Genomic DNA, 26,155 nt, shown 5'->3' with positions numbered 1-26,155 from the left:
CATAGATTACAAAGATTCACCATGACTACAGCAAGTTCTTGACATTCCTGCCGCATGAAGAAGAAGCCTTATCCTTAGAAAGGGAAGAAGGCTTCTCTATCCATGATTGTACCCCTTTTTGCCCTATTCGACCCAATCGATCAAGCGAGGTTCCTCGTCCATGATCGAACGATATTGATCAGGCCAGCCATAGCTTCCCGATGGATCAAGCTTGAGGTAACGCTCATATTTCTCCAAACGATGTGCTGGATTCATCCATCCGAAATGCTTTAGTCTTATCGGGGAGAGGTCGTGGCTTAGTTCAAATATATTCTCTGGAAAGCGGCCGCAGTGCTGAGCGCTCTCCTTCCACTTCGCTTGAAACCCATAAACATGACGCATGAGAAAAGGACGGTAAAGATGATGTGCCTTCCAATATGCATCATCACGATATTGGGTAGGTGTCCAGAAGTCATATAAGCGAAAGCAGTAGAGATCGATTGTGGATTGATCCAATAGCGCCCTTACCTCTTTTGAAAACCTGTGCTCGAACTGTTCATCTGCATCCAGATTCAGCACCCATCCCGGGTCAGAAGCAATCGTCTCCTTCCACTGGAGCTTTCTCAACTCCACCTCATGGTGAAATTGAGAGGTCCGATTTTGAATCAACCGAACCGGAATCCCTTTTAGCTCCTCCCAACATATGGCTGCCGTATCATCTGTACTCGCATCATCAATAATAACAGCCGCATCTATATATTGACGGTGCTCGGCTAACACCTGTCTCAAATAACGATCCCCTTCATTGCGGACCACCATACTGAGCGTCAGCTTCTGGGGGTGTCGAAGAACGTACGGTGCTGGGCTTGGGGAAGATTCCAATTCAGCCTTGCACACATGGAGGTCAGTCGATTCGTGATTGGGTTGATGACCGTGTTCTTCCTCTAGCTTGATGTTTGACTCATGCTGATCTAGAAAAACTCTGCCAGCCTCGAGATCTGTATCGCGGTAAATATGAAAGGCAGGATAGTGCGTATCCACATAGAGTGGCCATCCTAAAGCTGCGGCACGAATGCAGAAGTGCCGATCCTCACCCCAGAAGGATACGTTTTTAATCGCGGAAAAATGAACGCCAGACAAGAGGGCTTCCCTTGCGATTAAGGTGCACGCTCCGAGTCCACCTACTTCGTAAATGCCTGGAGCCCTCATTTTTTCAAGAAACTGATGGAATCTGCGCTGTGTTTCCTCATCGCTAAGCCGCTCTCCGCGACCTTGCTCCCACTGTATATATTCATTAGACATCCATACCTGCGGCTGCTGCATGGCATCCGGCTGCCAGGCCGTCCAGAAGATCTCGGAAATAATCGAGCGCTTCGCTTCGATGAGTTTCTCCAGCGTGCCTGGATGCAGCAGAAGATCGGAATCAACCAGAAAGAGATAATCCACTTGAAGCCGTAGCGCCTGCTGAATAAGCTTATTTTTAAAGCCGGCTACCTTCCAGATTAATGCCTCGTTCCAATAATGTGTCTTCTCATTTCGTACATAATCGTCCTGCTTCCCAGACTCTTCAATCATGACATCAGGTGTAAAAGCCTGAAATTGTTGAAGCAGGACTTTGCTACGCGCATCCTGGTTATCATCAATAAACGCATAGGAATAGATTAATCCCTCTCTCTGAAGCCTAGATAGGGACTTAAGAAAGAGCTCCAATATTTCCGGCTTCTGATGGATCGGACTTGCAATGAGCACACGCTTCAGCGATGACACTGGTGAACAGAATGGATTCGGTTTACTCATACCTGTTCCTCAAGCATGGAATCTTTTTGATTATTGGAAGCGGGATCAGCGGAATCCCCAATGCCTAATAGGCCTTCCAGATAGGCCTTGTTATGCTGCATTCGCTTGTCATTCGGCCGGAATTGGAGGGCTTTTTGATTGTGATCATACGCAGCTTGATGCTGACCCACTCGATCATAGCAGACGCACAACTGGAGATGAGGCAGCCATGTGCTGCAAGCGACATTAACAAAGCCCAGGTTCTCTCGGCTGACAGATGTTCTTACAGCATTCTCGTACCAAAAGATTGCGGATTGATAATCTCCTTTGGTCAGGAAGTAATAGCCGAGGCGGCAGCAAGTATCGGGTCTTGGTGCTGCATAATGAAGTGCACGAAGGGACGAGGATAGCTCTCCATCCCCATCCTTCAAGGCATGGTAGCAGTCTGCCAGCTTACCGCAGGTTGCTAACACATCCTCAATCCAGCCTTTTTCCGTATTCAAAAATTGATTATAGTACTCGATCGCCTTATGATACTGCCCATGATCCTTCAATTCATTGGCATAATAGTAGAGATCTCTTGGTGTGAATGATTCCCCTGATCGAAGCGCTTCCTCATAGATCGATATATTGCGATTATGATCGTGACGTACACTTGCATGCGTAACCGCTACATCGCTGTTGAATATCGAACCCCACACCTCTAAGTATTCATGAACCTTTCCAATCCACTTGAACCCATTGGATCGCTTAACCAGGCGATTGCGTCGATTGCGTGACGTGACATTGCCATATTCATCAAACGCAAGATGATACTCCATCGTGACTGAATCATAGATAGGATCTAGGTTCAAAAGCAATTTCTTAAGCCTCACCCGGTCTTTCTCACAAAATACATCATCCGCATCCAACCACAGAATGTATTCTTGAGTAGCGAGACTGAAAGCATGGTTGCGAGCTGCAGCAAAGTCATGTATCCATTTAAAATCAACAACATGGTCCGTAAACGTGCATGCGACTTCCTTTGTCTTATCTGTTGAACCAGTGTCCACAATGATGATTTCCTGAACGATATCCTTAACGGATGACAAGCAGCGTGGCAGCGTATCCTCTTCATTTTTGACAATCATGCAAAGACTTACCGTAATCACCGGGCTCCCCCCTTCTCTTACCGTTATAACCTTTATCGATTATGGATCATGGTTATATGTATATTCGATGATCGAATATTTTGTAACCAATGCGCCTAGAAAGTAAATAACGGTGACTAAAAAACAAAAAAAGCCGCTATTTTCGCGACTCGAATAGGTTTTAGCTTAGACGGATAATCGTGAGGGCCGCTCCAGCACTATTGGAGAGAAGAGTGGCAGCTCCTAACAATCCGAACAATTGCAAGGTAATGGTGTCTCCTGCATTAAGGGTTGTTTGAGTAAATATCCATGATCACACCCCTTTTCACCGGCTTCCGTTCAATGGTTCTTTCTTAAAACATCCTAACACGCTGTCTTTCATAGAAAGCAGAACAAGCCCCTTACCGCAATATATGTGCTTATCCTTCGTATTGAATATGCACCTATTGACTTCCAATTAGAAATGAATAAAATGACCAGGCCCATACTAACAACAAAAAAGCAGGCTGCATGAAGCAACCTGCCTTTCCTCTATCTGGGGACTGCATTCTTTCAGTTTAAGAACGGGACAACCCGTTAACCTTCCGGACCCAGTGTCGAGCATGCTCCTCAAGCTTGTCATACTCCCCTGCCTTTATCCAATCAGCACGGACAAGCTTCGATCCAAGGCCAAATGCTGAGGCTCCTGCCTGCCAGTATGCATCTACATTGCTAAGGTCTACTCCGCCTGTAGCCAGGATCGGAATATGAGACAACGGGCCTCTTACTTCACGAATATACTCAGGACCAAGTGCTCCAAGCGGGAACAGCTTCAGCGCTTTCGCACCGGCCTTCCAAGCTCTTACCATCTCGGTTGGAGTCAGCACGCCAGGCCATACGTCAATCCCCAGCTCCCCAGCATAGGAGATGACATTCTCATCCAGATTGGGTGAAATGAGATATTGTGCTCCGCTTTCGATAGCGAGCTTCGCCATATCAACATCCAGTACAGTGCCCGCCCCAATCCAAGCTCTTCCTTCAAACCGTTCACGCCAGCGATACAGGATGTCTCTAGCACCATCTGTGTTCATCGTTACTTCTACTAATTTCACTCCTCCTCGAATCAACGCTTCTGCGGAAGCATCTGCTTGATCCCCTGTGTAGCCTCTGAAGATCGCTACGATTCGTTCCTTTAACAAAAGGCTAGTCATATCCTGAGCAGGCTCCTGGCTGCCATTCGATTCGGAAAAATTACCTTGATCATCCGATTGCAAGCGCTTCGACATCTGTTCACCCCCAGCTACTTATACGATTCAAATGTTCAATATCCCTTGCTCCAGCTATGATTGAGAAACCGCTTCTAATTTCTCCACACGGCTCTTCGCGAATGCCGCACTGCCAATGACACCGCCATCGTCAATCAATTCGCCGATCTTAATCGTCACATTGTTCATATATCCGCTGTACACCATTTTTTTGAGTGTCTCATGAGTGGTATTCAGAATGCGATCGCCAGCAAGGGCAGAACCTCCGCCGATCACGACAACATCCGGACTGTATAGTGTAATCGAATAGGCTAGACCTTTACCAAGCACCTTACCCGTATAATGGAGAATTTCTTGAGCAAGTGCATCTCCCTCGTCATAGGCCTGTGAGACGTGGGCTGCCGTTAACTCGCCTGCTTCATAAACTTCACGAAGCACACTTTCACGTCCCGCTTCAAGCGCTTCACGAGCCTGACGCGCAATCCCTGTTGCGGATACAACGGTTTCAAGACAACCTTTCAGTCCGCAGCCGCAAGGCGTATGTTCGCCTTCAATCGTAACATGGCCAAGCTCGCCTGCCATGAATTTGCTGCCATAATACAACTCTCCGTTCACGACCGTAGCAGCGGCTAAGCCTGTACCAATCGTAACACCATGAACGACCTCGGCGCCTTTGCCTGCCCCGCTCATCGCCTCTCCGTACACGTACATGCGAACATCATTGTCTATAAATACAGGCACGCCAACCTTCTCCCCAAGGATGCGTGATACTTCGATGTTATCCCATTTCAGGTTTGCCGCAAAGATAGCAATACCCTGAATCGGATCAAGAATGCCTGGGCAGCCTACTCCAACTGCAATCAGATCCTGGCGTGAAATATTAGCCTGCTCCAGCAGCTCATCTACCATTGCTGCCATCTTGCTTAGTACGTAGTCGCTTCCCTTCGTAACTTCTGTCGGCTGCTTCACTTTTAACACAAGCTCATATTGCTCATTTACCAGACCCGCTACGATATTGGTTCCCCCGAGATCAATGCCTACCATATAACGCATAAATGCTCCTCCTCTAACCATTAACCGGATATAAATTCACTCTGCGATCCATTATAGCATCATTAAGTCCTTGAGAGAGATGTAAATGTAAGCGTAATCGTCCCCGACATAAAATTGACGATAAATTGACACATTTTGGAATGGACAGCGCTACACGATCATGGAATGACGCGATATAATATTCTTTATGATTTATATCACACTTTTCTGCTTCATCTTCCAATTCGGTACATGATATGAACATTTGGATGCTAACCGAAAGGTGGGTTTCAATTGACTTACGTTGATATTAGCAGCATCAGCCCGCAGCTTTTTGTAACGGTGCTATTCTTTTTGTTAATCGTTTGTCCGCTAGTAAGCCTTGGAATTGTACGATTATTTCAGCAGAAGACGAAGACTGGAGTTACATATATCGCATCCGCGATTATCTCGTATATTGCGTTCATACTCGTAGCAGACTTTGTAGCGCGAACCTGGAACTAGTCTTAAGAGCATACAGAATGGATCTCCAACAAAGTTAGGATTCCATGCAACAACCAAGGCCGACGCATAAGCATCGGCCTTTTAACATGTTCTACATCTATCAAATGAGATGATGGAATAAACACAGCTCCCCTCAGTCTGATCTCCAAGCCAAGGAACATCCATGCGATCATGAACACATACCACCCAATCGCATAGGCAATGGAATATCCGCTACATTCACATCGATCATATAAAAAAGCCCTCTCGATTGACGAGAGAGCCTCATGTTGATCGTGCCGTATTTATTATGAAAAATGATAGATAAATCCATTTATTCTTTTACAGTAGGTCGCGATTAACCTTTCTGCTGAACACCCGCTGCAGTATAAAGCGCCTGCTTCTTCATGTTGAATTGCTCTGTGTAACCATTAAACTGTTCCTTAAACTGCTCTGCCTGCTTAAAGGCCTTATTGCGAGCCGCAATCACTTCTTGAATATCTTTCAGCTTCGTATCGGATGACTTCAACTGCTCATAGACGGCTTGCTCTGCTTTCACCCATTCGTCATAGCTCTTATACAGCTGCTGGAATGCTTCATAGCGACCATTGTATGCCCCCAGCACATCTTGTGCCTGCTGCTTCAAGGCATCATCCTTGATGTCCTTGACAGTGCCCGTCATATCTCCAAGCTGCTTCATCGCTTCATCCAACTGCTGCTTCGCTTTGTCCATTGCCTGCTTGCGTTCGTCCAAAGCCTTCGTGCTGCTATCAATTAACGAGAGCACACTCTCATTAGAATTCTGTCCTTGTTCCAAAATGTTAGCATATTGCGCTTGGTCCTTCTCTTCCAGCTTCTTCAACTGCTCGAACAACGCTGGAATTTCTGTCTCAGCTGCGGATGCCTTCTCTACATGGTCAATAAACGTATCAATTGCTGGTGTGCCGCAGCCCGCCAGTATGACCATGATGGAGAGAATAGCCGCTACGGAGCTGATCATCTTACGCTTAAACATCCTATTGCCTCCCTAACCATTACAGCCGTTCATCATGTCTAAAATTGCATACAAAATGCTGATCTGGGTTGTATACTTCAAATTCATAGCCTTCGGATCGAATATAATCAATCACCTGCTGCAGAATTTGAGTCGTCTGCTCACGATCATGCATCAGCACAACTTCAGTATCCTCTGTCAGTTGCGATTGCACCTGACTAAGAATTGCACCTGGATTGCCTGGATACTTCCAGTCATAAGAATCGATCGTCCAGTCCCACATCTTAAAGCCTGCATTCGCAATGTCTCCTCTGAATTCCTCGCCGATCTGTGGAGCACTGCCGTAAGGTGCGCGAATCAACGTTGGCTTATATCCGATAATGTCATTCACAATGCCTTGCGCCTCTTTGAACTCATCAATAAAGTTCTTGGAACCACCGCTCTTATACAATTTGGCATAATCGTGAGTCATGCTGTGAAGACCTGGATAATGACCTTCGTCGTACATACGTTTCACGATCTCAGGGTTTTCCTTCGCATTCTCACCGAGCATAAAGAAGGTTCCCTTAATGTCATTGCTTTTCAAAATATCCAACAACTGCGGCGTGTGCACATTTGGCCCGTCGTCAAAAGTTAGATATACGACCTTACGCTTCATCCCGTTATACAAGGTAGGCGCTGCTTTGTCTTTAGCTGCGGAACCCATAGCGGCAACTTCGGTAACCACAAAGTCTTCGCGTACCGATGAAGCTGAAGCTAATGAATCACCGTTAAGAAGCATTTTCACACCTGCAAATGCGCCGACACCAATGATTACCAGCATAATGAGCAGCATAAACATCTTGCCTAATGTTCTTTTCTTCCGATGACGGGAGCTTCGGGATAGTACGTTACGACCGTCCAATTTACTCACTTCCTAATCCTGACTTCATAGTACATTCTTCGACATAACTATACTATGAATCTACGATACTCGCGTTACAGAAATGTTACAACAATTTCAACAAAACTTAGTTAAACCTCCAAAATCACCCTATAGATTCTTAACCAAAAAAAGCCTCAAGGAACCTAGGCTGAGAGTGTCTCGCCGATTCCTTGAAGCTCTATTCGGGTAGGTTACAATCTATTCATTGTCCTTGAATTGGAAAATATTAAAATTGTGTTCTTTCAAAAGATAAACGAAAGATACTGAACAAATATACCCGATCATCGCCTAAATCTAGCACATTACGACTCGGACTGCTTCTCAAGCGCCGCTTTCAGGAGATCGCCAAGATTGGACCCGATCGATTCCTTCTGCTCGTATTTCTTGATCAGCTTGCGCTCCTCGTGCTTTTTCAACCGGCCGTTTCCGCCCTCAAGCTTCTCTACGATGTTGCAGGAGAGACACTGTACATACTTGCCGGATTTGCCATTTTTGATTTCCATCTTCTTATGGCATTGCGGACAGCGGCGATTCGACAGCTGCTTTTCATTGCTGCGCTTGTAGTCACACTCTTTATTGGAGCAAACGAGAATCTTGCCGCGCTTCGTCTTCTTCTCCAAGAGCCTTGTCCCGCAGTTCGGGCAGTGACTATGCGTGAGATTATGCGGCTTATAAGTCGCTTCGCTCGTCTTCACCCCGCTTACGAGCTGCTCGGTCATCTGACGGATGCCCTTCATAAACTCTCCAGAGCGGCCCTTGCCTTTGGCAATATGCTCAAGCTCCTGCTCCCACTTCGCCGTAAGCTCTGGCGTTCGCAGTTCTGGCGAGGCGAGCTCGATCAGCTGCACGCCTTTGCCTGTCGGCTTAAGGTGCCCTCCCTCTCGCTCAATCGTATCGCTTGCTACCAGCTTCTCAATAATATCCGCTCGCGTAGCGGGTGTGCCTAAGCTGTGCTTCTCCATTTGCGTCAGAAGCGAGGCTTCAGTATATCTCGCAGGAGGCTTTGTACGATCACGCTGGGTATAGATGCGCTTCACGTTGACTTTATCGTTCACAGCAAGCTGCGGGATGCGCTCCTGCTCGCGCTCATTGGCTGATCTGTCAGCGTCGTCCTCCTCCTGCCAAGAATCATCATAAGCTTGTCTCCAGCCATTGGACAGCATGGTACGTCCCTTGGAGGTGAACGTTTCTTGGCCAATCGACAGCGTTAGCACGACTTGCTCATAGACAGCAGCTGGCAGGAATAGTGCCAGAAAGCGTCTAGCAATCAAGTCATACAGCTTGCGCTCGTCGGTTGAGAGATTCGCCAAACGAAGCGGCTCATCCGTCGGGATAATCGCATGATGATCCGTAACCTTGCTGTCATCGACAATGCGCTTCGTAACGACGAGCTGCTGCTTCATCAATTGCTTGGCGAGTGGCGCATACGGTCCTACCGCCATCGCAGACAAGCGTTCTTTAAGCGTGCCTGTCATATCCGAGGACAAATATCTGCTGTCCGTTCTCGGATATGTGACCACCTTATGCTGCTCATACAAGCGCTGCAGAACATTGGACGTCTGCTTTGCAGAGAAGCCATACCTGCGGTTCGCATCCCGCTGCAGTTCCGTCAAGTCATAAGCGAGCGGGTGAGGCTCCTGCTTCTTCGTCTTCTTAAGCTCCGATACCGTAGCAGGTTGGCTGCTCAGCTTCTTCATCAGCGCATGCGAATCATCGAGATTGAATTGTCTCGCATCGCCATTTTTTCCGCGCCATATCGCCTCGAATCCGCCGCAATCTGCGATCAGCATGTCGTATTCCTGCGAACGGAAGTTTTTGATCTCCTGCTCGCGTGTCATCAGCATGCCCAGTGTTGGAGTCTGTACGCGCCCGGCCGACAATGGCGTTTCGAATTTGCATGTAAGCGCGCGTGTGACATTCAAGCCGATCAGCCAATCCGCCTCTGCCCGGCAGCGAGCAGATTCATATAAACGATCAAAATCAGAGCCGGGTCTCAGCTTTTTAAAGCCTTCCTTAATCGCCTTGTCCGTCTGTGAAGAGATCCACAGGCGACGGAACGGCTTCTTCCACTTCACCATTTGCATGATCCAGCGAGCAAGAAGCTCTCCTTCACGCGCCGCATCCGTCGCGATGATCAACTCCTTGATATCATCCCGCTTGCACAGATGCTGCACCGCCTTGAATTGATGAGACGATTCCCGAAGCACTGTAAGCTTCATTCGTTCCGGCATCATCGGAAGGTCCTCAAGCTTCCACTGCTGATACTTTTTATCATAATCCTCAGGCTCTGCAAGCCCGACCAAGTGGCCAAGCGCCCACGTTACAACATAATCAGGACCTTCTATATATTGTTTATGATTATTCCGACAACCAAGCACACGAGCAATCTCCCGTGCAACAGACGGCTTTTCCGCCAGTACTAGTGACTTCATTCGTACATCCTTTCCTACAGGAGTGTGCACGATGGGCTTCACTCCGTTGTTCTGATCTTTTCATTATAGCATGAACTTCATGTTGCTTCTGACACGCCATGCATACGGGCTTCATTATAGAAGAGCCTTAGATTGAAGACAGCGATCAGACGTGCTATGCTTCAATCACATCATCCATTTTTTTCTTAGAGAGGAGCTGAATCAGCCATGACACAACTTTACGATATCGAGGTGAAGACATCTCGCGGAGACTTGCAGTCCCTTCAAGCCTACAAAGGACAAGTCCTTCTTGTAGTCAATACAGCGAGCAAGTGCGGCTTCACCCCTCAGTTCAAGGAACTGCAGGAGTTGTACGAACAGTATAAGGATCAAGGCCTGGTGATTCTAGGCTTCCCTTGTGACCAATTCGCGAATCAGGAGTTCGATAATCTGGACGAGACGCTTCAATTCTGCCAAATGAATTATGGCGTAACCTTCCCTATGTTCGCCAAGGTCGATGTAAAGGGGGATAATGCATCTCCCTTATTCAAGCACCTCGTGGAACATAAGAAAGGCTTGCTCGGCACAGAGGTGAAATGGAATTTTACGAAGTTTCTCATCAACCGCCAAGGTGAAGTCGTGGACCGCTACGCACCTCAGACGAACCCGGCGAAGATCGCAAAGGATATTGAGAAGCTGCTGTAAGAGATGTCCTAAGAGAACCGTTCCTAATCCCTTAAGCGCAAAAGCCCCTTTTCCTCCTTATGTAGAAAGGAAGGGGCTCTTTTTCATAGAAGAAACCTCTACCGATATCGTTAAAAAGGCTGTACGCGCCCCTATCGGGAAGCTGCACAGCCACTCCATCTATTAGTCATTATGTATGTTCCTTCGTCATCGTTCCAAACTTCTTCAGCGAACGAATCGCATCAAGCGTCAGAATACCCTTCCACTCTTCTTTTGCCTGCTCCCATTCTTCCTCATGCTGCCCCCAGCTCCACACGGGATGCCATGCACCGTCTTCCTGCTGTTCAGCCAGCAGATGCTCGATATTATCTCGGATGCTTTCCTTGAGAAGTGGGTAATATCTAGCTTCAGGGTTATTCACGACCTGCAGCGGCATGAGCACGTATTCTTTCCACTTTTCAGGATCCTTGGACACACAACGTGTGACCATCTCATCAACTTGAGGGGTCACCTGTTCAGCAATCTCCTGTGGGACATATTCCAGCATGCGCAGCGCACACAACAGCTCGTGAGCATCATTGAGCGGAGAGCGCTCAAGCAGATATTGTACAGCATGCTCGGTTATCTTCTCCCTGAACTCAAGCGGGCCATGAGGAAAATGATACAGCCAGCCTACGATCTCAAGATTCGGATTGCCCCAGCCATCGTAAATCTCGCGATATTCCCACCAAGGTGCATGAGGAGCTTGATCAACATGATAAGGAACGATATCCCATCCCTGCTTGCCCGTATTGTACACATCAAGCAAATAACGAATAGCGCCTGTAATCATGGGATGCTCAGGATCGAGCTTCAATTCGGTCAGAATCTGCAGCGCTGCGGTCGTAGCAATGACAGAGGAATCACGAAGCCGTATGTCCGGCTCAAGCCCGCGTCCAAAGCCCTCATCTTCATTCTGATACTGCTTCAGGGCATGAAGCACGGAGCCCTTGTTTCCACCCTCAAATTCGTATTCGTACCTCGCTCGTTCAAGCGGTCGTGCCCCCCGCTTCATAAATGCGATTGCCCGTTCCAGATGCGATTCTGTCTTCATGTCGATAGCCTCCCACGTTTTTATCATAATTGTTCATTATTTCATCATTTTTTCTCTTTTAAAAGGAATTAATTAGCTTACTTATACTCAGTAACTATGATAAGATGTATGCAATTATATTGAAGAGGAGAATCCATCATGAATACCCTTGAGTCTGTCATCAAAAATCGCAGGTCCGCAACCAAATTTTTGCCTGACATTAAAATCAGCAGCGAAGAATTAGATGAGATGTTCAACCTAGTCAAATTTGCTCCATCCTGCTTTAATCTGCAGCATACGCACTATGTTGTCATCAATGAGCCTGAGATGATGGAACAAGTCTATGAGGCAGCCTACAAGCAGTATAAGGTTAAATCAGCTTCCGCTGCGATCCTCGTCCTTGGTAATAAACATGCTTATCAAGATGTTGCGAGACTATACGAGGGCATGAAGCATCTTGGCATTCTGTCCAAGCAAGAATACGATCTCATGGTCCAGGATACCACTGAATTCTACGAACAGCGCGGCGAATCCTTCTTGTATGATGAAGCCATTCGCAATGCCAGTTTGTCCGCTATGCAGTTCATGCTGATCGCGCAGGATAAAGGCTGGAACACCTGCCCGATGATCGGCTTTGACGGGGGGCAAATGATGAAGCTTCTTCAAGTACCAGACAACTATGTGCCTGCGATGCTCATCGTAATCGGCAAAGAAGATCAATCCAAGATTCGTCCAAGAGGCTACCGCAAACCGGTGCGTGAGTTTGTCAGCTATAACCAGTTCTAATCGAAGTACATACAACACAAAGGGGCAGAATCATCTGCCCCTTCGCTATCTTTATGATGTGATTTTCATGCTTAGATCGTCTTCTTACCGACCAGCAACTCGATATGGTTCCCCCATGGATCGACAATGAATGACGTCTCACCTGCTTGAACCACCTCGACTTGAGTAGCTTCCCACTGTTTGAGCGTTTCTGCACGACTTGCTTCGGAGTCAAAGACAAGTCCATAAGCATACAGCCCTGTGCTGTGCGTTGGTGCTGTTGCGGTGCCTGCCCAAGTGTTAAGCCCGATATGATGATGGTAACCACCTGCTGCTACAAACAGTGCTTGACCGCCATACACGGTCATAATCTCAAAGCCAAGCTGATCCACGTAGAAGGCTTTTGCTTGCGCCAGATCGCTAATATGCAGATGAATATGGCCGATAACAGTACCCTCAGGCAAACCATTCCATTCTTCATTGCCTGCTGCAGATTGAAGCAGATCCTCAATGTCCAGCGCAATGGTCGTGCCAACCTCGTCTACACGCCCTTCCCATTGCTCGCGCGGGCGATCCGCATAGATCTCAATTCCATTTCCCTCTGGATCTGCCAGATACAATGCCTCGCTAAAGCCATGATCTGATGCTCCTTGCATCGGCGTTCTCCATTCCGCCAAATGCATGAGTGCTCGTGCCAGATCCGCTCGAGTCGGAAGCAGAATTGCAAAGTGGTAGAGACCAACTGTGCGTACAGGCTTCACCGCATAAGTTGGCTGATGCTCCAGCACTAGGAGCACCTCCTTAAGAGCAGTTCCTAGAAAAACCTTTTGCTCTTCTCGCTTGATTACTTCAAATCCGATTATGTTGGTATAAAAATCCACCATGTTTTCCAGTTGATTCACGATTAGATGAACATGACCGATTGCGGTTTTTGGATGAATGGCTTGACTCATGGCTATTTGCCTCCTCTGCTTATTACATGTCCTATGATAAATCTACAATCATCAAATAAACTATTTTTATTATAATTAATTACTTTATGTAAGTAAGTATATTGCGGTAATCATGCTTTGTCAATCTCTTCATGCTCCATTCCTTAGACTTTTCGGCATTCATTTTGGAACTGCCCCTCTCTTGATTTATAATGGAAAAAGGTTTTGTTAACATTTCATCAATAAAGGGACTATTACACGATGCGGAAACTCAATCAATGGAGGAAGCTGTTTCGCTTCAAATTCACGCGAGAGATGATTGCGCTATGGAAGCATGCCCTCCAGCCATTTCTTATATTCGAACTCGTCTACAAACTATTGACGATCGTCGTTTTTCTACCTGTATTATCTGTTCTATTCAACAAAATATTAGATTGGGGAGATTTTAACGCGATTGCGAATTTCGATCTGCTGCGTTTCGTCTTTAGCCGATACGGACTGATCAGCATTGTCGTTATGGCACCTATCGCATTCTTGCTCATTTATACTGAATTTGCAGTCTTAATCTACATCGCCTACTACGGCGCATTAGGCAAGACGGCAAGAATACGGGCCGTACTTCAGCAGGTGCTTATTCGATTACCTAGAGTATGGAGATTCGGTACGTTAGGCACGATTCTATACTTGCTGCTTCTGTTCCCGCTGCTTGATGTAGGCTTTGGCGCGTCCTTGCTTCCTGGGATTCAGATACCCAACTTTATAACAGGCGAGCTTATGAAGACGGGCTCAGGCATTGCTCTGCTATCTGCCGTCGGTTTCGTCATTTTCATCTTGAATCTGGTCAGCATCTATGCGCTTCCGATTCTCGTATTGGAGAAGTCTGAACGATTCTGGCCAGCAATGAAAAAGAGCGCCCGTCTATTCTGGCGAAGCAAATGGAGCTTAATCAAAGTCATGATTGAGTGGTTCCTGCTGACCGTAATTGCTGGACTTATCATTGTCGGAATGATCTTTGGCATTGTGCTCTTCTTTGCGTATGAGAGCCTTAGCGAAGTATGGACTGGCTTCTTGCTCAGCACGCTTGTGAGTGTCGGGCTCTACGGGCTGTCCCTGCTCTTTACGCCTTTGTTCATTTCCTTTATTACGTGCTTGTATCGCCGCTACAGCGATCCGAATGATATTGATCCCAGCCTGCGGAAGCTTGATCGCCACTCGTCATTGCGCGGGGCTAGAACGCAGCTGTTCGTGAAGCGCAACCGCAGCAAGCTCGTTACCTTTCTGCTCGCAGTCCTGATCGCCATTAGCTGGGGTATCACAACCGTATGGAACACGATCGGAGAACCGCCAGATGACTTTGTCATCATGGCGCATCGAGGCGATATTCGCTCTGGTGTTGAAAATACGATGGAGGCGTTCGAAGGTGCGATTCGTGCCGAGGCTGATCTTATTGAGCTCGATCTTCTGCAGACCAAAGATGGGAAGCTTGCGGTCATCCATGACACGAATCTGAAGAGACTCGCTGGACGCAACGTAAACGTATATGACCTAACGCTTGAAGAGCTGCAGAAGATTCCATTATCTGAAAATGGATTCATAGGCCACGTTCCTTCTTTCGAAGAAGTGCTTCAGGTCCTGCAAGGCCGCATCAAACTGAATGTCGAGCTTAAGATCCACGGACAGGAAGATTCGAACTATGTGAAGACGTTCGTTGACACGGTCCGACGTTACCAAGCAGAGCAGGACATTATCGTTCAGAGCGTGGAATACGATATCGTTCAGGACGTTAAGGATATGGCACCGGACCTTAAAGTCGGGTATGTCATCTTTGCAACGTTGTCACCGAAGCTTCATTCGTTCCGTGCGGATTTCTTTGTTATTGAAGAATCCTTTGTGAATGCAGGCCGCATCGCCTCCGCGAAGCTTGCTGGAAGACCGCTTTATGTATGGACGGTCAACTCCACTGATGCCGTACAGCACTTCTATACGCTTGGCGTAGACGGGATTATTACGGATATCACCTCTGACGCAAGACAGGTCATCAATGAGCTGATGGAGCCGATTCTGAAAGTTGGATTTTAACCATCAAGATTCTATTGCCTTACGAAATGCATAAAAAAGCCTGTAGGAACTCACGCGGCTCCTGCAGGCTTTTTGCAATTATATTTAAAAACATCGCGTGTCATTTGATAATTACACTGCCAAACGGAATAACCTCTCGCAGCACTCGCTTCACGATGCCGTCCCCTTCTATATCCTTCGCGAATTGCGCATCACTCTTGCCCGTCTGAAGCAGAACATACCCTCTGCCAGTCATTTCCCAATGATAATTCATGTATTGGCTCGCCAGCGTATTGCCGTATACACGCGGCTTCAGCGTGGCATTCTCTGGGTAAGCAACCAAGCAGCCCACATCCACAAAGGTCGGTCTGTCAGGATCAAGCTCCATCATATACAAAGGTCCGTTCGATACAATGCCAAGGACACCATCATGCGAACTGAATTTCATTTTAACCAATTCGCGGGTAATCACTGCATTCTTAAAGGTTTGGATTCGACGCTCCACCTTCATGCCTTCGGTATAGAACAGGATGTGCTTCCATTCAAACAGCAGATCGCTCCCCTCGGTGATTGGGATCATCTGAATGCAGAATCCCGCTGGCAGCCCAATCAAAAAGGAGGAAGGTCCTGTAATCTTGGACTGAATAAATTTTCGCTTCCGATACATGCCCGCGATATCCATAAAGCGATCTTCGCGCTGTTCGGATTGCCCTTGAAAGCTAATAATTTGCTGCGGATGCAGCACATATACCGCCTCCTCAGGCTCAAGCTGTACCGTCACCGCCTGGGAAAGCGCGGTCGGCTGGTCACTAACAATGTGCATGACCTTCCACCTCCTCTATTTGCAGCCTTATTTCCGATTCTTGTAATCGTTGGACTGCTGTCATTCGTTATAAGCGTCTGCGTTCCCATACCAGTACACGCAGGACCCGTGTAAGAACAAAGTACAGCACCAGCAGCCCAATCGCGACCATCACAACCGTGACGATTCGCTTCGTCTGCTGCCGCTGAGCTTGATCCCGCTGCTCTAATAGCAGCAGCCTGTCGGTCATTTCTTGATTGTACTTTTTCAGCTCCGAATTCTGCTCTAAGAGCTGATCATTCTGAGCCCTAAGCATATCGGTCTCTGAGCGGAACTTGTCCGTCATCTCTTTATACTTTTCCTGCGTTTCCTGGAAAGACTGCTCCATCTGGTCATACTTGCTTTTTAGCTCGTCAAATTCGGAAGGAATTTGCTTTATGCCTGTTAACCAATCCCACCATCCAGCTTCAGCACTAGAAGGGGAGCCAAGACTGATCACAAGCACGAGAGGCAGCAGCATCAACAGCTGCATCGGCCGATGCCATCGTTGCATAAGCTTCATGTATCCCGCTCCTTTTGGTCCATTATCATATCGTCATCACCTGTCATTCATAGGATGAATCGAGTGTATATCTCAATACCTGCTTAGCACTTTTTCAACATGTTTTGTCTTATCGTAACATGTTTCACACCTACAATACGATGCTTGTCGATTATTGGTTGCATTTCTGCCAAAGTTCGGCATGATCCTTGTCTAATCTCCTTGATTTGTATTCTATTCCCCTTTTCATCGATTGGACGAACAAAAAAGAGCCCATCCCTTGGACAGGCTCTTTATCGCTAACTTAACAACCGGAGTTTCCATATTACGATATGACATGCTACTTCTTCATCCCAGGGAGCTCGAACCAAATGGTCTCGACTGCATTCTGATCTGCATATCCATGCTTAGGCTCAATCGTAATAAAGAAGTGGTCGGCTTCATCCAAACGCTGGCCTTTCACATACAAATGCGCTCGGTAGGCATGATATTTCAATACGCCAAGATTTTGCCTTGTGCCCTCATGCATCGCCCATACCCGTACGTACTCATTGTCCTTTGGCATCAATCCGCCAAACAGCATCAACATCTCCCGCGAGTTCGCATTATACCAAACCACACTTGAATCTGGCTTTAATTGCCCAATCTCGATTGGATAGGATTCGCTTTGCGGATTGGACATGACGGAGACGGCCTCCGGCTCATATTGCTGAACATAGTGATCCCAAGGAGATGACTGCTGCTGCCACCCGATAATGCCCGCCATTAACACAATCGCCACACAAGCGCTTGCTCCAAACAGCCTACGCTTTTTAGGTGCTTGGACCCCTTCACGCAGCTTATGCATGAGTCCCGTCAGGCGCACTCGCCAATGAAGCCGGCGCTTTATCCACTTTGGAGGGACAAGCTCGGTCAAGTCGTCATGCGTTGTACCCGCACTGTTCAACATCCCTTCAGTTCCAACAAGCTCCATCCAGTACTCGTGATGTTCCATGCATGTCTTGCAATCGGCAAGATGGCTGGTCATGCGTAGGGCTTTATCCTGAGGGAGGCTTTGAAGGATATAGTCGATCCACTCCGTCTCCGTAAAGTGCTCATGCTGCTTCCCCTGCTCTTGAGCATGCTGCGGATCCCTATGCAGTCTGTTCATGTTCAGGTGATCACTCATCCTTCTTCCCTCCTTCCATATCATTCAGCCATCCGTGTCTTTCCAGCTGCTTGCGCATATTCGAAAGTCCATATCGTACCCAAGACTTTACCGTTCCGATCGGCACTTGCCAGTTCTCAGCCATTTCCCTTTGGCTCTGATAGCCAAAGTAAGCCCCGATAATCGCCTTCTTCTGCGATTCCGGCAGTTTGCAGGCCGCTCGCCGTACCGCTTCCTGTTCAAAGGAGGCGATCACTTTCTCTTCGACTGAGCCTATTGCAGATTCCGGCCATTCCTGCTCAATGCCTACCTGCACCTTTTTGCTTCTCCTCATACGATCCAAGCTTCTGCTCCGAGTCATGACAGCAAGCCATGATTTGATCGAGCCCCGGCTTGCGTCATAGTCCTTGCCCCTCCTCAGCACTTCGAGAAAGACCTCATGACACACATCCTCTGCTTCCATCCGATCCTGAACCAGCCTGTAAGCAACCTGCATCACAAAAGGGGAGTATGTCTCATAAAAGAGATCAAACGCAGGCACTGAGCCCTCGCACATCTCCCTTAACCGTAACGCCATCTCTTCATGCTGCAGGTCCATATGCTTTCCCCTCCCGAACAATAAATTCTATTTTTTGTTGTACCAAATTCCGATCGCTTTGAAAAGGCATTCAGCCATCATGAAAAATTTTTTAGATTCGGGTAGATCCAAAGCACGTTCTCATTCGTACCGTTAATGATCACCATATATCGGGCGAGATATCTTGTTTGTGCGAGGGGCCCATCGTTCACCGACAAGAGCTTCTTCCCATCAACCTGTCATTATGCAGGCGCCTTCACCATGAAGATATAGGAGGAAGAAATGATCATGGCTTTGCGTTATCAAAAATGGCTTGCGATGCTTCTCATCGGAGTCATCACCCTTATGGGAGGTACCTTTACCTCCGTATCAAAAGCTGAAGCTCAAGGCTCCTTGGAGTTGTACACGCCTTATCTCGAATGGTCAGCGGCACCAGGCGAGACGATCTCGTATTCCATTGATCTCATCAATAACGGTTCATCGACTGCTTCTGCAAGCCTGTCCTTTGAGACTGCTGCTAAGGGATGGGATTATTCATTGACGGCGGGAGGCCGCGACATTACCAAGGTTGCGGTTAAAAAGGGCGAGGCCCAAACGATCAACCTGCAGCTCCATGTGCCGCTAGAGATCAATAAAGGCCGCTACACCTTCACGCTAAGAGCCGATAACTCCTCTTTGCCTTTAGTTGTAAATGTATCTGAGCAAGGAACCTTTAAGACGGAGCTGAGTGTGGATCAGGCCAATATGGAAGGCCATGCCGATTCTACCTTTACGTATAGTGCGGTTCTTAGAAATCGCACCAATCAGCAGCAAACCTATGCCTTTAGCGCCCAAGCGGACAGCGGCTTCGATGTGCGCTTCAAGGCGGACGGCAACAGTGTAACTTCGGTTGAAGTTGAGCCGAATGCCGAAAAGTCCATCACGATCGAAGTGAAGCCGCCTGAGAAGGTAGAGGCTGGCTCCTACAGCATTCCGATCGCTGCAACAAGCAAGGATACGAATGCGACGGCCAAGATTGAAGCTGTAATTACAGGCTCGTATGACATGATGCTTACCACTTCTGATGATCGATTAAGCACAGATGTCAAGGCAGGCTCTGAGCGCAAGCTGACGATGGTTGTGCACAATACCGGTTCAGCCGAGCTCCAGGATCTAAGCTTCTCAGCTAACGCGCCGACCGACTGGGAAGTATCCTTTGAGCCTTCTACCGTGTCATCCATTGCACCGGGAGAGAGCAAGAGCGTGCAGGCTACGATCAAGTCCAGCGGTAAATCGCTGCCTGGAGACTATGTTGTCAGCATGACCTCCTCTTCCGCCAATAAGAGCGCGTCTGCTGATCTAAGAGTAACGGTGAAGTCCTCTGTGCTGTGGGGCTGGATCGGTGTCTTGATCATCCTCGCCGTATTTGCAGGCATCTATTATTTGTTCCGTAAGTTCGGGAGACGATAATGATGAACATGACTCTTTATCAGGAGAAGGATTACATCCGAGAAGAGGAGCCGATTATTGAACTTCAGCAGCTGACGAAGCAGTATGGAGATTACAAGGCTGTGGATCAGTTGAATTTAACGATTCATAAAGGAGAAATTTTTGGACTGCTAGGTCCAAATGGAGCAGGGAAAACGACGACCATCCTTATGATGCTAGGTCTGACAGAGCCGACGTCAGGCAGAGCGGTCATTTGTGGTCTAGATCCGACCCGACAAGCCTTAAAAATCAAGAGCAGAGTTGGATATTTGCCGGATGACATCGGCTTCTACGATGATCGAACCGCGCTCGATAACCTTGTTTACACAGCCAGACTAAACGGCCTTTCCAAGCAGGAAGCACGTGATCGTGCCCTTATTCTGCTGAAAAAGACCGGACTTATCGAGCATGCTGAAAAAAAGGCAGGCGCTTTCTCAAGAGGAATGCGGCAGCGCCTCGGTCTCGCCGATGTCCTGATTAAGAATCCAGAGGTCATTATTCTGGATGAGCCTACGCTCGGTATTGATCCGGAGGGGGTTAAGGAACTGCTTGAGCTTATTTCTTCCCTCAGTCGGGATGAAGGGCTCACCGTGCTGCTGTCCTCCCATCATCTGCACCAGGTTCAGCAGATCTGCGACCGTGTAGGCTTATTCGTAAAAGGCCAGCTTATTGCTAGCGGGGATATTCAGACCTTGGCGAAGGAACTTCATCAGGAGGGCCATCTGCATATTGAAGTCGGAGCATCCCCTTGGACCTCTCAGCTTGAAAGCGCGATTCAAGCTCTTGACGGCGTGCTGTCGCTTTATCATGAAGAGGAGCAAAAGAACAGCGAGGGTGTGCCGATCGTCTCGATTATGTGCAATCAAGAGATGACATCCAAGATTGCAGAAACCGTTCTAGCAAGTCAGGCTCAACTGGTCTATCTTCGCCGCAAGGATTATGGACTGGATGATATTTATCATCGCTATTTCGAACGGAAGGGGGAATCCGAGCAATGAATGAGTCGAAATCATCTGGCATGATCGAATGGAATTCCATCGTGCCACGAATTAAGGATCGCTTTGGCCAGCTTAAATCGTCTTGGGAGGGCTCGAAGCAAGAGAGCGGCTCAGCAGCTTCGTCATCCCCCTTCTGGGTGATGGTCCAAAAGGAGATCGGCGATCATATTCGTAGCCTTCGCTTCGGCATCCTGATCGGCATCATTGTCCTTGCCTGTATCGGCTCGATCTACTCTGTCATCGGTGCTATACGAAGCGGGGGTGCCGATCAGCAAATGGCAAGCGACACGTTCTTGTTTCTACGCATGTTTACCTTGACCAGTTCTACCCTAGCAGTACCTTCCTTTGCCACATTCCTTTCCTGGCTTGGGCCACTGCTAGGCATTGCGCTAGGGTTCGATGCGGTCAATTCCGAGCGCAACAAGGGAACACTTGGACGCCTATTGTCGCAACCTATTTACCGGGATGATTTCATCATCGCCAAGTTCGTCTCTTCCCTCATCCTGATTGCCATCGTTGTCTTTTCACTTGGCTTTCTCGTGATGGGTCTTGGCTTATTAACGATCGGTTATCCGCCTACACCCGAGGAGTTTATGCGGATTATCGTCTTCTTGCTCATTGCCGTTGTCTACATCGGCTTCTGGCTGAATCTATCAATTCTCTTTTCGATTCGCTTCCGCCAAGCCGCGACATCCGCACTCGCATCAATCGCAAGCTGGCTGTTCTTCACCATTTTCTACAGCATGATTATTGGTTTGATCAATAGCGCGACTGCGGTTTCTCAGACCGCCGATGCGGCTACGCAGCTTAGACAGATGAATTTCATTCTGACGCTGAACAGGCTGTCGCCAACGGAGCTGTTTACCGAGACCATCACGACGATGCTGTCGCCTGGCGTCCGTTCGCTCGGACCGCTCACGATGGACCAGCTCGTTGGAGCGATCGCAAGCCCGTTGTCGCTGTCGCAAAGCATCATTCTCGTATGGCCGCAGCTTACAGGACTATTGGCCGCAACCATAATCTGCTTTGGCTTGTCTTATCTGCTGTTTATGCGCCAAGAGATTCGTTCCAGAAGTTGATGATATCAATGGAAAAAGACCGTTCAAGCTGTCCAGCTTAAGAACGGTCTTTTTGTGTTTCTTCATTATATGGTCTACTCCCCTGGAGTTCCTGATGAATCCACATATGATATCTGAAAGACGAACATTTTCACAATAGTCTCCACATGTGTACACAAGAGGCTTATGACAGCAGCTCTTCACGCGTGTAAGCCAACGTCGTTCTACACGATGCTCGCTTTCTTATTCATTCAGCATTCCCTTCAGCGACTCTGCCTGAAGGCCGACACTATTTGCGGCACTGCGGATATCCTCAAGCCACTGTGTCAGCTCCTCGACGTCCTGCATAAGCTCTTCGCCTTGACGCTGATTATCCTCGATACGGTGATGAATATGGGCGAAGAAATGATTGGCTTTTCCAGTCTCACCCGTGCTATTCATAATCTGTCCGTCCACATCCTGAATGATCGCATGAATGCTGTCGATCTTCTCATTCGTCTTCTCAATCAGATTCTGAATAACTCCCGATGAAGCATTGGTTTGCTCCGCCATTCGGCGCACTTCCTTCGCGACGACAGCAAAGCCCTTGCCCATCTCTCCGGCATGCGCCGCTTCAATGGTCGCATTCAAAGCGAGCAGCTGCGTTTGCTCCGAGATGCCCTTGACGATCGTCATGATCTCCTGAATTTCCTGGGAGATCGCAATCAGCTCCTGCATGCGCTTCATCGCTTCATTCATCGAGGATGCGATGACATCCATCTGCGCCTGCTGTGTATGCAGCATTTGGCTGCCATTTTGGGAAAGATGCGCGACCTCGCTGAAAGATTCGCGGCTGTTACGCACCTTGCCGAACATCTCATCTGAACGATTAAGAAGCTCGTTCAGCGCCTTCATCGTATCCGTCGTGCTGATCGTCAGCTTCTTCGAAGCTTCGGAGATCACCTGCTGCACATTCTGCTTCTCCTTTGCCGCTTCAGCGCGAATACGGTCATTCTCGTCCTCGTAAGCCTCAAGCACAAGCTGCTGCTCCAGATTCAAAATTCGATTAAGCGCTTCTAGAATCAGGTGCACTTCGGTATCCGGCAGTTCTAAGCTGCTGACCAGCTGGCCAATGGAGTGCTGCAGAAGCTCGAAGGAGGCAATATACCACTTCGTCGGAAGATGAATGCGGACATGAATATGAGCCACCATCTTCCTTCTTCTTATATATTCTTCATTCAGCCTGCCCTCAAACATTTGAAGGAGGTGCGGCCTTAACGTTTGCTTCAAGCGTTCAGTATGGCTGTGATGCGCGATGATTGCCTTCAAATCCGACTGCTTTTCTACCATTTCATAAAAATAATCGATCGTCTTATCAATGCTTTCCTCTGCGTACGGCTTCAATCTTGCCAATGCTCCTAGGTCAAGCTCCGTCAATCCAATCATATCAAGCTGTTCTTGTATCGCGTTTGAGACCTGAATATGCCCCTCAGCAGCAGACAAGCCGCTAAGCAGCGATACTCTCTTTTTACGAATTCCTGCTATCAATGTCATTCCCCCCGGATGTACTCGTCCTATTACAGGATGAGCTTGTGTTAAGCCTATTAGTTCAAATAAATTCGTATAACGCGATCATAACATGACTGAGATCATATGGGTATATATACCAAGTGAGTTATTTAATTTTATTTTTTCACACGCAGCAGATAGCCGTTAGGATTGAAAGTGAGATGGAATTTATGCTTCGTCTCATCAATCTGGAAATCGTCATTCTCATTCAAAAATTGAAACACCGCTTCCATCGGACCAGGAAGCAATTGAGGAACAACAGGATGTCCGATAATCGTATCCTCGACAATCAGATAGCTGCCCACCGTTACGAGGGAATGATAGAGCTTCATTTCCTGGTACACATGCTTTTGCGAATGATCGGAATCTAGAATAACCAGTACAGTATCTTCTGGAGCAATCATCTGCTTTACTTTGTTAAATACTGACTCCGAGACCGAGTTGCCAAGCATGTAAGTTATGCGCTCATGTTGAGGTCGTTCCTTTTCCATAATGTCCAAACTGATGATCCTGCCGTGATTCAGCAAGTCACAAATGCTGGCCAGGAACAGCGTGCTTCCCCCTTCATTCGTTCCACATTCAATGATGACATCCGGCTTCAGCTTGTACAGAATTTCCTGGTATAGAATCATATCGAGTGGACACTTCAATACACGTTGACCCAGCCAATAAGTATTGCTCCATACGTTGCTGTTATAGTAATGAAGATAAAACGGCGTCATGAAATCTTTCATATGGTTCCCCCCTTAACGATTCAGAACCTAGAACCTCTAGCTCTACCTTTCAGTTCTGTTATTCATAGTAAATGCAGCAGAACAGGATCTTGCTTGGGGGAATCCGATATGTTTGTTGTGCCTGTTTTATAGGAAATGTTTTGATTAGTTATATGACTCTTTTAGTCAAAAAGCCATTGCAGAGCGCCGGGCAGGCGGCGTATAAAGGAAGAGGGTCGGTGCTTGCCTTGCTCATCCTTTACAAGGATCGCTTGGTCATCCGGCACACCTGATGCTTTTACCTGCTGATATGCTCTTTCCGTCAGCTGGAGGAGGTCGTTTGCTTGATCATTAGAAGCTCTGCTTTCTTGCAGTCCGATATCCATATAGATTCTAAGCTCGGTAGGAATTGAATGCGCATTCATATAATCCAGGAAGCCTTCATACCAGATCGATGTTGATAAGCAGCCAATCTTCCCAAAGGTTTGCGGATGGGTATAAGCGGCATACAAGCTGATTAGAGCACCAAGGGATACGCCTACTATCGCGGTATGTTCCGCTTCCTGCTTCGTCCGATAGGTTGCATCAATATGAGGCTTTATAAGCTGAGTCAGCTTCTGAAGGTACAGATCCCCCTGGCCGCCAAAGTCATGGCGGCTGTATCTGGTTCCCATCGCCTTGGCTGGCCAAGGGGAGTAATCGTTCAAGCGATGACAGGGCTCTACGCCTGCCAATATGAGCTCGGGCAGCTTATGCTGCGCCATCATTTTCTCCATTCTAGGAATGACGTCGCTTTGAGCTGGATCGATCAAGTCTTGGCCATCCTGCAAGTATACGACAGGATAACGCTGCTCATACTTTGCATAAGACGGCGGAAGATAGATAGTTAGCCGTCTTCCAGCTGCTTTATCCTCTTGCCATGAGCCTTTTATTTTTTTCATGAACAGCCCCCTCCCTTCCATTAGGACGCTTCCGTCTATAAAATCAGCCAGTAAAGCTGCTATGCTTAGTCCACGCTGCGCACATATTTCATAAAAAGCAGAGCATTATACCCCGCCAGCCAGCGAAATAGCTTTAAGGGCTTTATCTTATCAACTTCAAAGCCTAATCGTTCATAGATTTGGATGGCAGATTGATTGGTATCCGCCACCTCCAGCATATGCTCGTACTCGTCTAGATGCACGAGCAGATAAGAGATCAATGCGGTCGCCACCCCTTTTCCCCGCATATTCTCCGCTGTCGCTAAGGATTCGATGTAGCACTGCTTATCACGCAGTTGAATCACAGACTCCACCTCTCGACTAAGCATCTTATAGATGAATCTGCCTTTAAACCATCCGAGTTCTTTTATGAAGTTCTCTCGCTGGTAGGTCTGTGCACGGCCAGTCGTTGTGGAATAGCCCACAATGCCTACGATGCGAGATTGATAGACACACACAAACACCTGATCCAGCGAAAAAGTCGGTTGAAATAGACGGACGAGCTTCTCTCGATCCTTTGAAAGAAGCTTCAGCTGGGGGAAGAATCCTTCTACAAAGACCTCGGTAGCCTGCTTTTTTTCCTCCTCATTCAGCTGAGCGAAGCTTTTAATCGTGTAGCTCTCCATCATAGCTCAATTGTCCTCCTCGAATGCCCAGCATAGCACCCTAATCTGTTAACGATTCTATCGCTGCTGTGAATCTCTTCTATTTATATTCTATCTTATTTTTGTTTTACATTCTGATTTTCTTTCCTTCGCTCTCCAAATGATTCAGTACTAAAATAAATTGCGGCTACCTTTTCTAAAATCAAATTTTCTAAATATAAATGAAAGGGATTT

Annotated in this window: 24 protein-coding genes and 1 pseudogene; 7 read left to right on the top strand and 18 right to left on the bottom strand. The window is 47.6% G+C overall.

Features of this window, described 5'->3' with window-relative positions:
* Positions 1 to 123: 123 nt before the first annotated feature.
* From I2H74_RS12115 to I2H74_RS12095, 5 genes and pseudogenes are all read right to left on the bottom strand, one after another.
* Positions 124 to 1,776, bottom strand: coding sequence for a glycosyltransferase family 2 protein (locus I2H74_RS12115; RefSeq protein WP_195574230.1), 1,653 nt, complete (start codon positions 1,774 to 1,776; stop codon positions 124 to 126).
* A complete protein-coding gene (locus tag I2H74_RS12110) occupies positions 1,773 to 2,906 on the bottom strand; it encodes a glycosyltransferase (protein ID WP_195574229.1) in 1,134 nt (377 codons plus the stop codon). The genes I2H74_RS12115 and I2H74_RS12110 overlap by 4 nt, the downstream gene beginning before the upstream one ends.
* A 160-nt stretch (positions 2,907 to 3,066) precedes the next feature.
* Positions 3,067 to 3,177, bottom strand: a pseudogene (locus I2H74_RS12105) (BclA C-terminal domain-containing protein); the annotation flags it as partial.
* Between the two features lie 265 nt (positions 3,178 to 3,442).
* Positions 3,443 to 4,075 carry a bifunctional 4-hydroxy-2-oxoglutarate aldolase/2-dehydro-3-deoxy-phosphogluconate aldolase gene (locus I2H74_RS12100; RefSeq protein WP_195574435.1) on the bottom strand — a complete coding sequence of 211 codons (633 nt, stop codon included), beginning with the start codon at positions 4,073 to 4,075 and terminating at the stop codon, positions 3,443 to 3,445.
* Positions 4,076 to 4,204: 129 nt separating this feature from the next.
* Positions 4,205 to 5,182 carry an ROK family protein gene (locus tag I2H74_RS12095; protein WP_195574228.1) on the bottom strand — a complete coding sequence of 326 codons (978 nt, stop codon included), beginning with the start codon at positions 5,180 to 5,182 and terminating at the stop codon, positions 4,205 to 4,207.
* Positions 5,183 to 5,455: 273 nt separating this feature from the next.
* On the opposite strand from I2H74_RS12095, the gene I2H74_RS12090 reads away from it, so the two are divergent.
* Positions 5,456 to 5,665 (top strand): hypothetical protein, encoded by a 210-nt coding sequence (locus I2H74_RS12090; protein ID WP_195574227.1) that lies wholly within the window; start codon positions 5,456 to 5,458, stop codon positions 5,663 to 5,665.
* A gap of 337 nt (positions 5,666 to 6,002) precedes the next feature.
* Here the strand turns inward: I2H74_RS12090 and I2H74_RS12085 are convergent, their stop codons facing one another.
* The 3 genes from I2H74_RS12085 to I2H74_RS12075 form a co-directional block, all read right to left on the bottom strand.
* Positions 6,003 to 6,659 carry a YkyA family protein gene (locus I2H74_RS12085; protein ID WP_195574226.1) on the bottom strand — a complete coding sequence of 219 codons (657 nt, stop codon included), beginning with the start codon at positions 6,657 to 6,659 and terminating at the stop codon, positions 6,003 to 6,005.
* A 19-nt stretch (positions 6,660 to 6,678) separates the two neighbouring features.
* The gene (locus tag I2H74_RS12080) at positions 6,679 to 7,542 is read right to left on the bottom strand and encodes a polysaccharide deacetylase family protein (RefSeq protein WP_229106599.1); all 864 of its coding nucleotides are present in this window, start codon (positions 7,540 to 7,542) and stop codon (positions 6,679 to 6,681) included.
* Positions 7,543 to 7,865: 323 nt separating this feature from the next.
* Positions 7,866 to 9,995, bottom strand: a complete 2,130-nt coding sequence (locus I2H74_RS12075; protein ID WP_195574225.1) for a DNA topoisomerase III — start codon at positions 9,993 to 9,995, stop codon at positions 7,866 to 7,868.
* Positions 9,996 to 10,202: 207 nt separating this feature from the next.
* On the opposite strand from I2H74_RS12075, the gene I2H74_RS12070 reads away from it, so the two are divergent.
* On the top strand, positions 10,203 to 10,679 hold the full coding sequence (locus I2H74_RS12070; protein ID WP_195574224.1) for a glutathione peroxidase: 477 nt from the start codon (positions 10,203 to 10,205) through the stop codon (positions 10,677 to 10,679).
* Positions 10,680 to 10,848: 169 nt separating this feature from the next.
* Here the strand turns inward: I2H74_RS12070 and I2H74_RS12065 are convergent, their stop codons facing one another.
* A complete protein-coding gene (locus tag I2H74_RS12065; RefSeq protein ID WP_195574223.1) occupies positions 10,849 to 11,751 on the bottom strand; it encodes a hypothetical protein in 903 nt (300 codons plus the stop codon).
* Positions 11,752 to 11,889: 138 nt separating this feature from the next.
* On the opposite strand from I2H74_RS12065, the gene I2H74_RS12060 reads away from it, so the two are divergent.
* Entirely contained in the window at positions 11,890 to 12,516 is a 627-nt protein-coding gene (locus tag I2H74_RS12060) for a nitroreductase family protein (protein WP_195574222.1), read from the top strand.
* A gap of 71 nt (positions 12,517 to 12,587) precedes the next feature.
* On the opposite strand, the gene I2H74_RS12055 is transcribed toward I2H74_RS12060, so the two are convergent.
* Positions 12,588 to 13,448: a VOC family protein gene (locus I2H74_RS12055; RefSeq protein WP_195574221.1), complete on the bottom strand. Its 861-nt coding sequence runs from the start codon at positions 13,446 to 13,448 to the stop codon at positions 12,588 to 12,590.
* A gap of 240 nt (positions 13,449 to 13,688) precedes the next feature.
* On the opposite strand from I2H74_RS12055, the gene I2H74_RS12050 reads away from it, so the two are divergent.
* The gene (locus tag I2H74_RS12050) at positions 13,689 to 15,506 is read left to right on the top strand and encodes a glycerophosphodiester phosphodiesterase (RefSeq protein ID WP_195574220.1); all 1,818 of its coding nucleotides are present in this window, start codon (positions 13,689 to 13,691) and stop codon (positions 15,504 to 15,506) included.
* Between the two features lie 100 nt (positions 15,507 to 15,606).
* Here I2H74_RS12050 and I2H74_RS12045 read toward each other — a convergent pair whose 3' ends face one another.
* The 4 genes from I2H74_RS12045 to I2H74_RS12030 all read right to left on the bottom strand — a co-directional run bounded on the left by I2H74_RS12045 (position 15,607) and on the right by I2H74_RS12030 (position 18,573).
* Positions 15,607 to 16,308: an AIM24 family protein gene (locus tag I2H74_RS12045; RefSeq protein ID WP_195574219.1), complete on the bottom strand. Its 702-nt coding sequence runs from the start codon at positions 16,306 to 16,308 to the stop codon at positions 15,607 to 15,609.
* A gap of 67 nt (positions 16,309 to 16,375) precedes the next feature.
* Positions 16,376 to 16,849 (bottom strand): hypothetical protein, encoded by a 474-nt coding sequence (locus I2H74_RS12040; RefSeq protein WP_195574218.1) that lies wholly within the window; start codon positions 16,847 to 16,849, stop codon positions 16,376 to 16,378.
* Positions 16,850 to 17,168: 319 nt separating this feature from the next.
* Entirely contained in the window at positions 17,169 to 17,996 is an 828-nt protein-coding gene (locus I2H74_RS12035; RefSeq protein ID WP_195574217.1) for an anti-sigma factor, read from the bottom strand.
* Positions 17,989 to 18,573: an RNA polymerase sigma factor gene (locus I2H74_RS12030; RefSeq protein ID WP_195574216.1), complete on the bottom strand. Its 585-nt coding sequence runs from the start codon at positions 18,571 to 18,573 to the stop codon at positions 17,989 to 17,991. Before I2H74_RS12030 ends, I2H74_RS12035 begins: the two co-directional genes overlap by 8 nt.
* A 267-nt stretch (positions 18,574 to 18,840) precedes the next feature.
* Here I2H74_RS12030 and I2H74_RS12025 point away from each other — a divergent pair, with 267 nt between their 5' ends.
* From I2H74_RS12025 to I2H74_RS12015, 3 genes are read left to right on the top strand one after another with little or no spacing between them, the layout of a single operon-like run.
* On the top strand, positions 18,841 to 20,001 hold the full coding sequence (locus I2H74_RS12025; protein ID WP_195574215.1) for an NEW3 domain-containing protein: 1,161 nt from the start codon (positions 18,841 to 18,843) through the stop codon (positions 19,999 to 20,001).
* Positions 20,001 to 21,017, top strand: a complete 1,017-nt coding sequence (locus I2H74_RS12020) for an ABC transporter ATP-binding protein (protein ID WP_229106598.1) — start codon at positions 20,001 to 20,003, stop codon at positions 21,015 to 21,017. The genes I2H74_RS12025 and I2H74_RS12020 overlap by 1 nt, the downstream gene beginning before the upstream one ends.
* On the top strand, positions 21,014 to 22,096 hold the full coding sequence (locus I2H74_RS12015; protein ID WP_420707445.1) for an ABC transporter permease: 1,083 nt from the start codon (positions 21,014 to 21,016) through the stop codon (positions 22,094 to 22,096). The genes I2H74_RS12020 and I2H74_RS12015 overlap by 4 nt, the downstream gene beginning before the upstream one ends.
* A gap of 222 nt (positions 22,097 to 22,318) precedes the next feature.
* Here the strand turns inward: I2H74_RS12015 and I2H74_RS12010 are convergent, their stop codons facing one another.
* From I2H74_RS12010 to I2H74_RS11995, 4 genes are all read right to left on the bottom strand, one after another.
* Positions 22,319 to 23,602, bottom strand: coding sequence for a globin-coupled sensor protein (locus I2H74_RS12010; protein ID WP_195574214.1), 1,284 nt, complete (start codon positions 23,600 to 23,602; stop codon positions 22,319 to 22,321).
* 137 nt (positions 23,603 to 23,739) lie between these two features.
* Positions 23,740 to 24,357 (bottom strand): CmcI family methyltransferase, encoded by a 618-nt coding sequence (locus tag I2H74_RS12005; protein WP_195574213.1) that lies wholly within the window; start codon positions 24,355 to 24,357, stop codon positions 23,740 to 23,742.
* A 161-nt stretch (positions 24,358 to 24,518) separates the two neighbouring features.
* The gene (locus I2H74_RS12000) at positions 24,519 to 25,277 is read right to left on the bottom strand and encodes an alpha/beta hydrolase (RefSeq protein ID WP_195574212.1); all 759 of its coding nucleotides are present in this window, start codon (positions 25,275 to 25,277) and stop codon (positions 24,519 to 24,521) included.
* 65 nt (positions 25,278 to 25,342) lie between these two features.
* A complete protein-coding gene (locus I2H74_RS11995) occupies positions 25,343 to 25,945 on the bottom strand; it encodes a GNAT family N-acetyltransferase (RefSeq protein WP_195574211.1) in 603 nt (200 codons plus the stop codon).
* Between the last annotated feature and the right edge of the window lie 210 nt (positions 25,946 to 26,155).

This window comes from Paenibacillus sp. 1001270B_150601_E10 (assembly GCF_015558675.1).
In the GTDB taxonomy this organism is placed as follows: Bacteria; Bacillota; Bacilli; order Paenibacillales; family Paenibacillaceae; genus Paenibacillus_B.
Note: the sequence above shows the minus strand (reverse complement) of the source record. Positions and strands in the feature narration are given on the sequence as shown.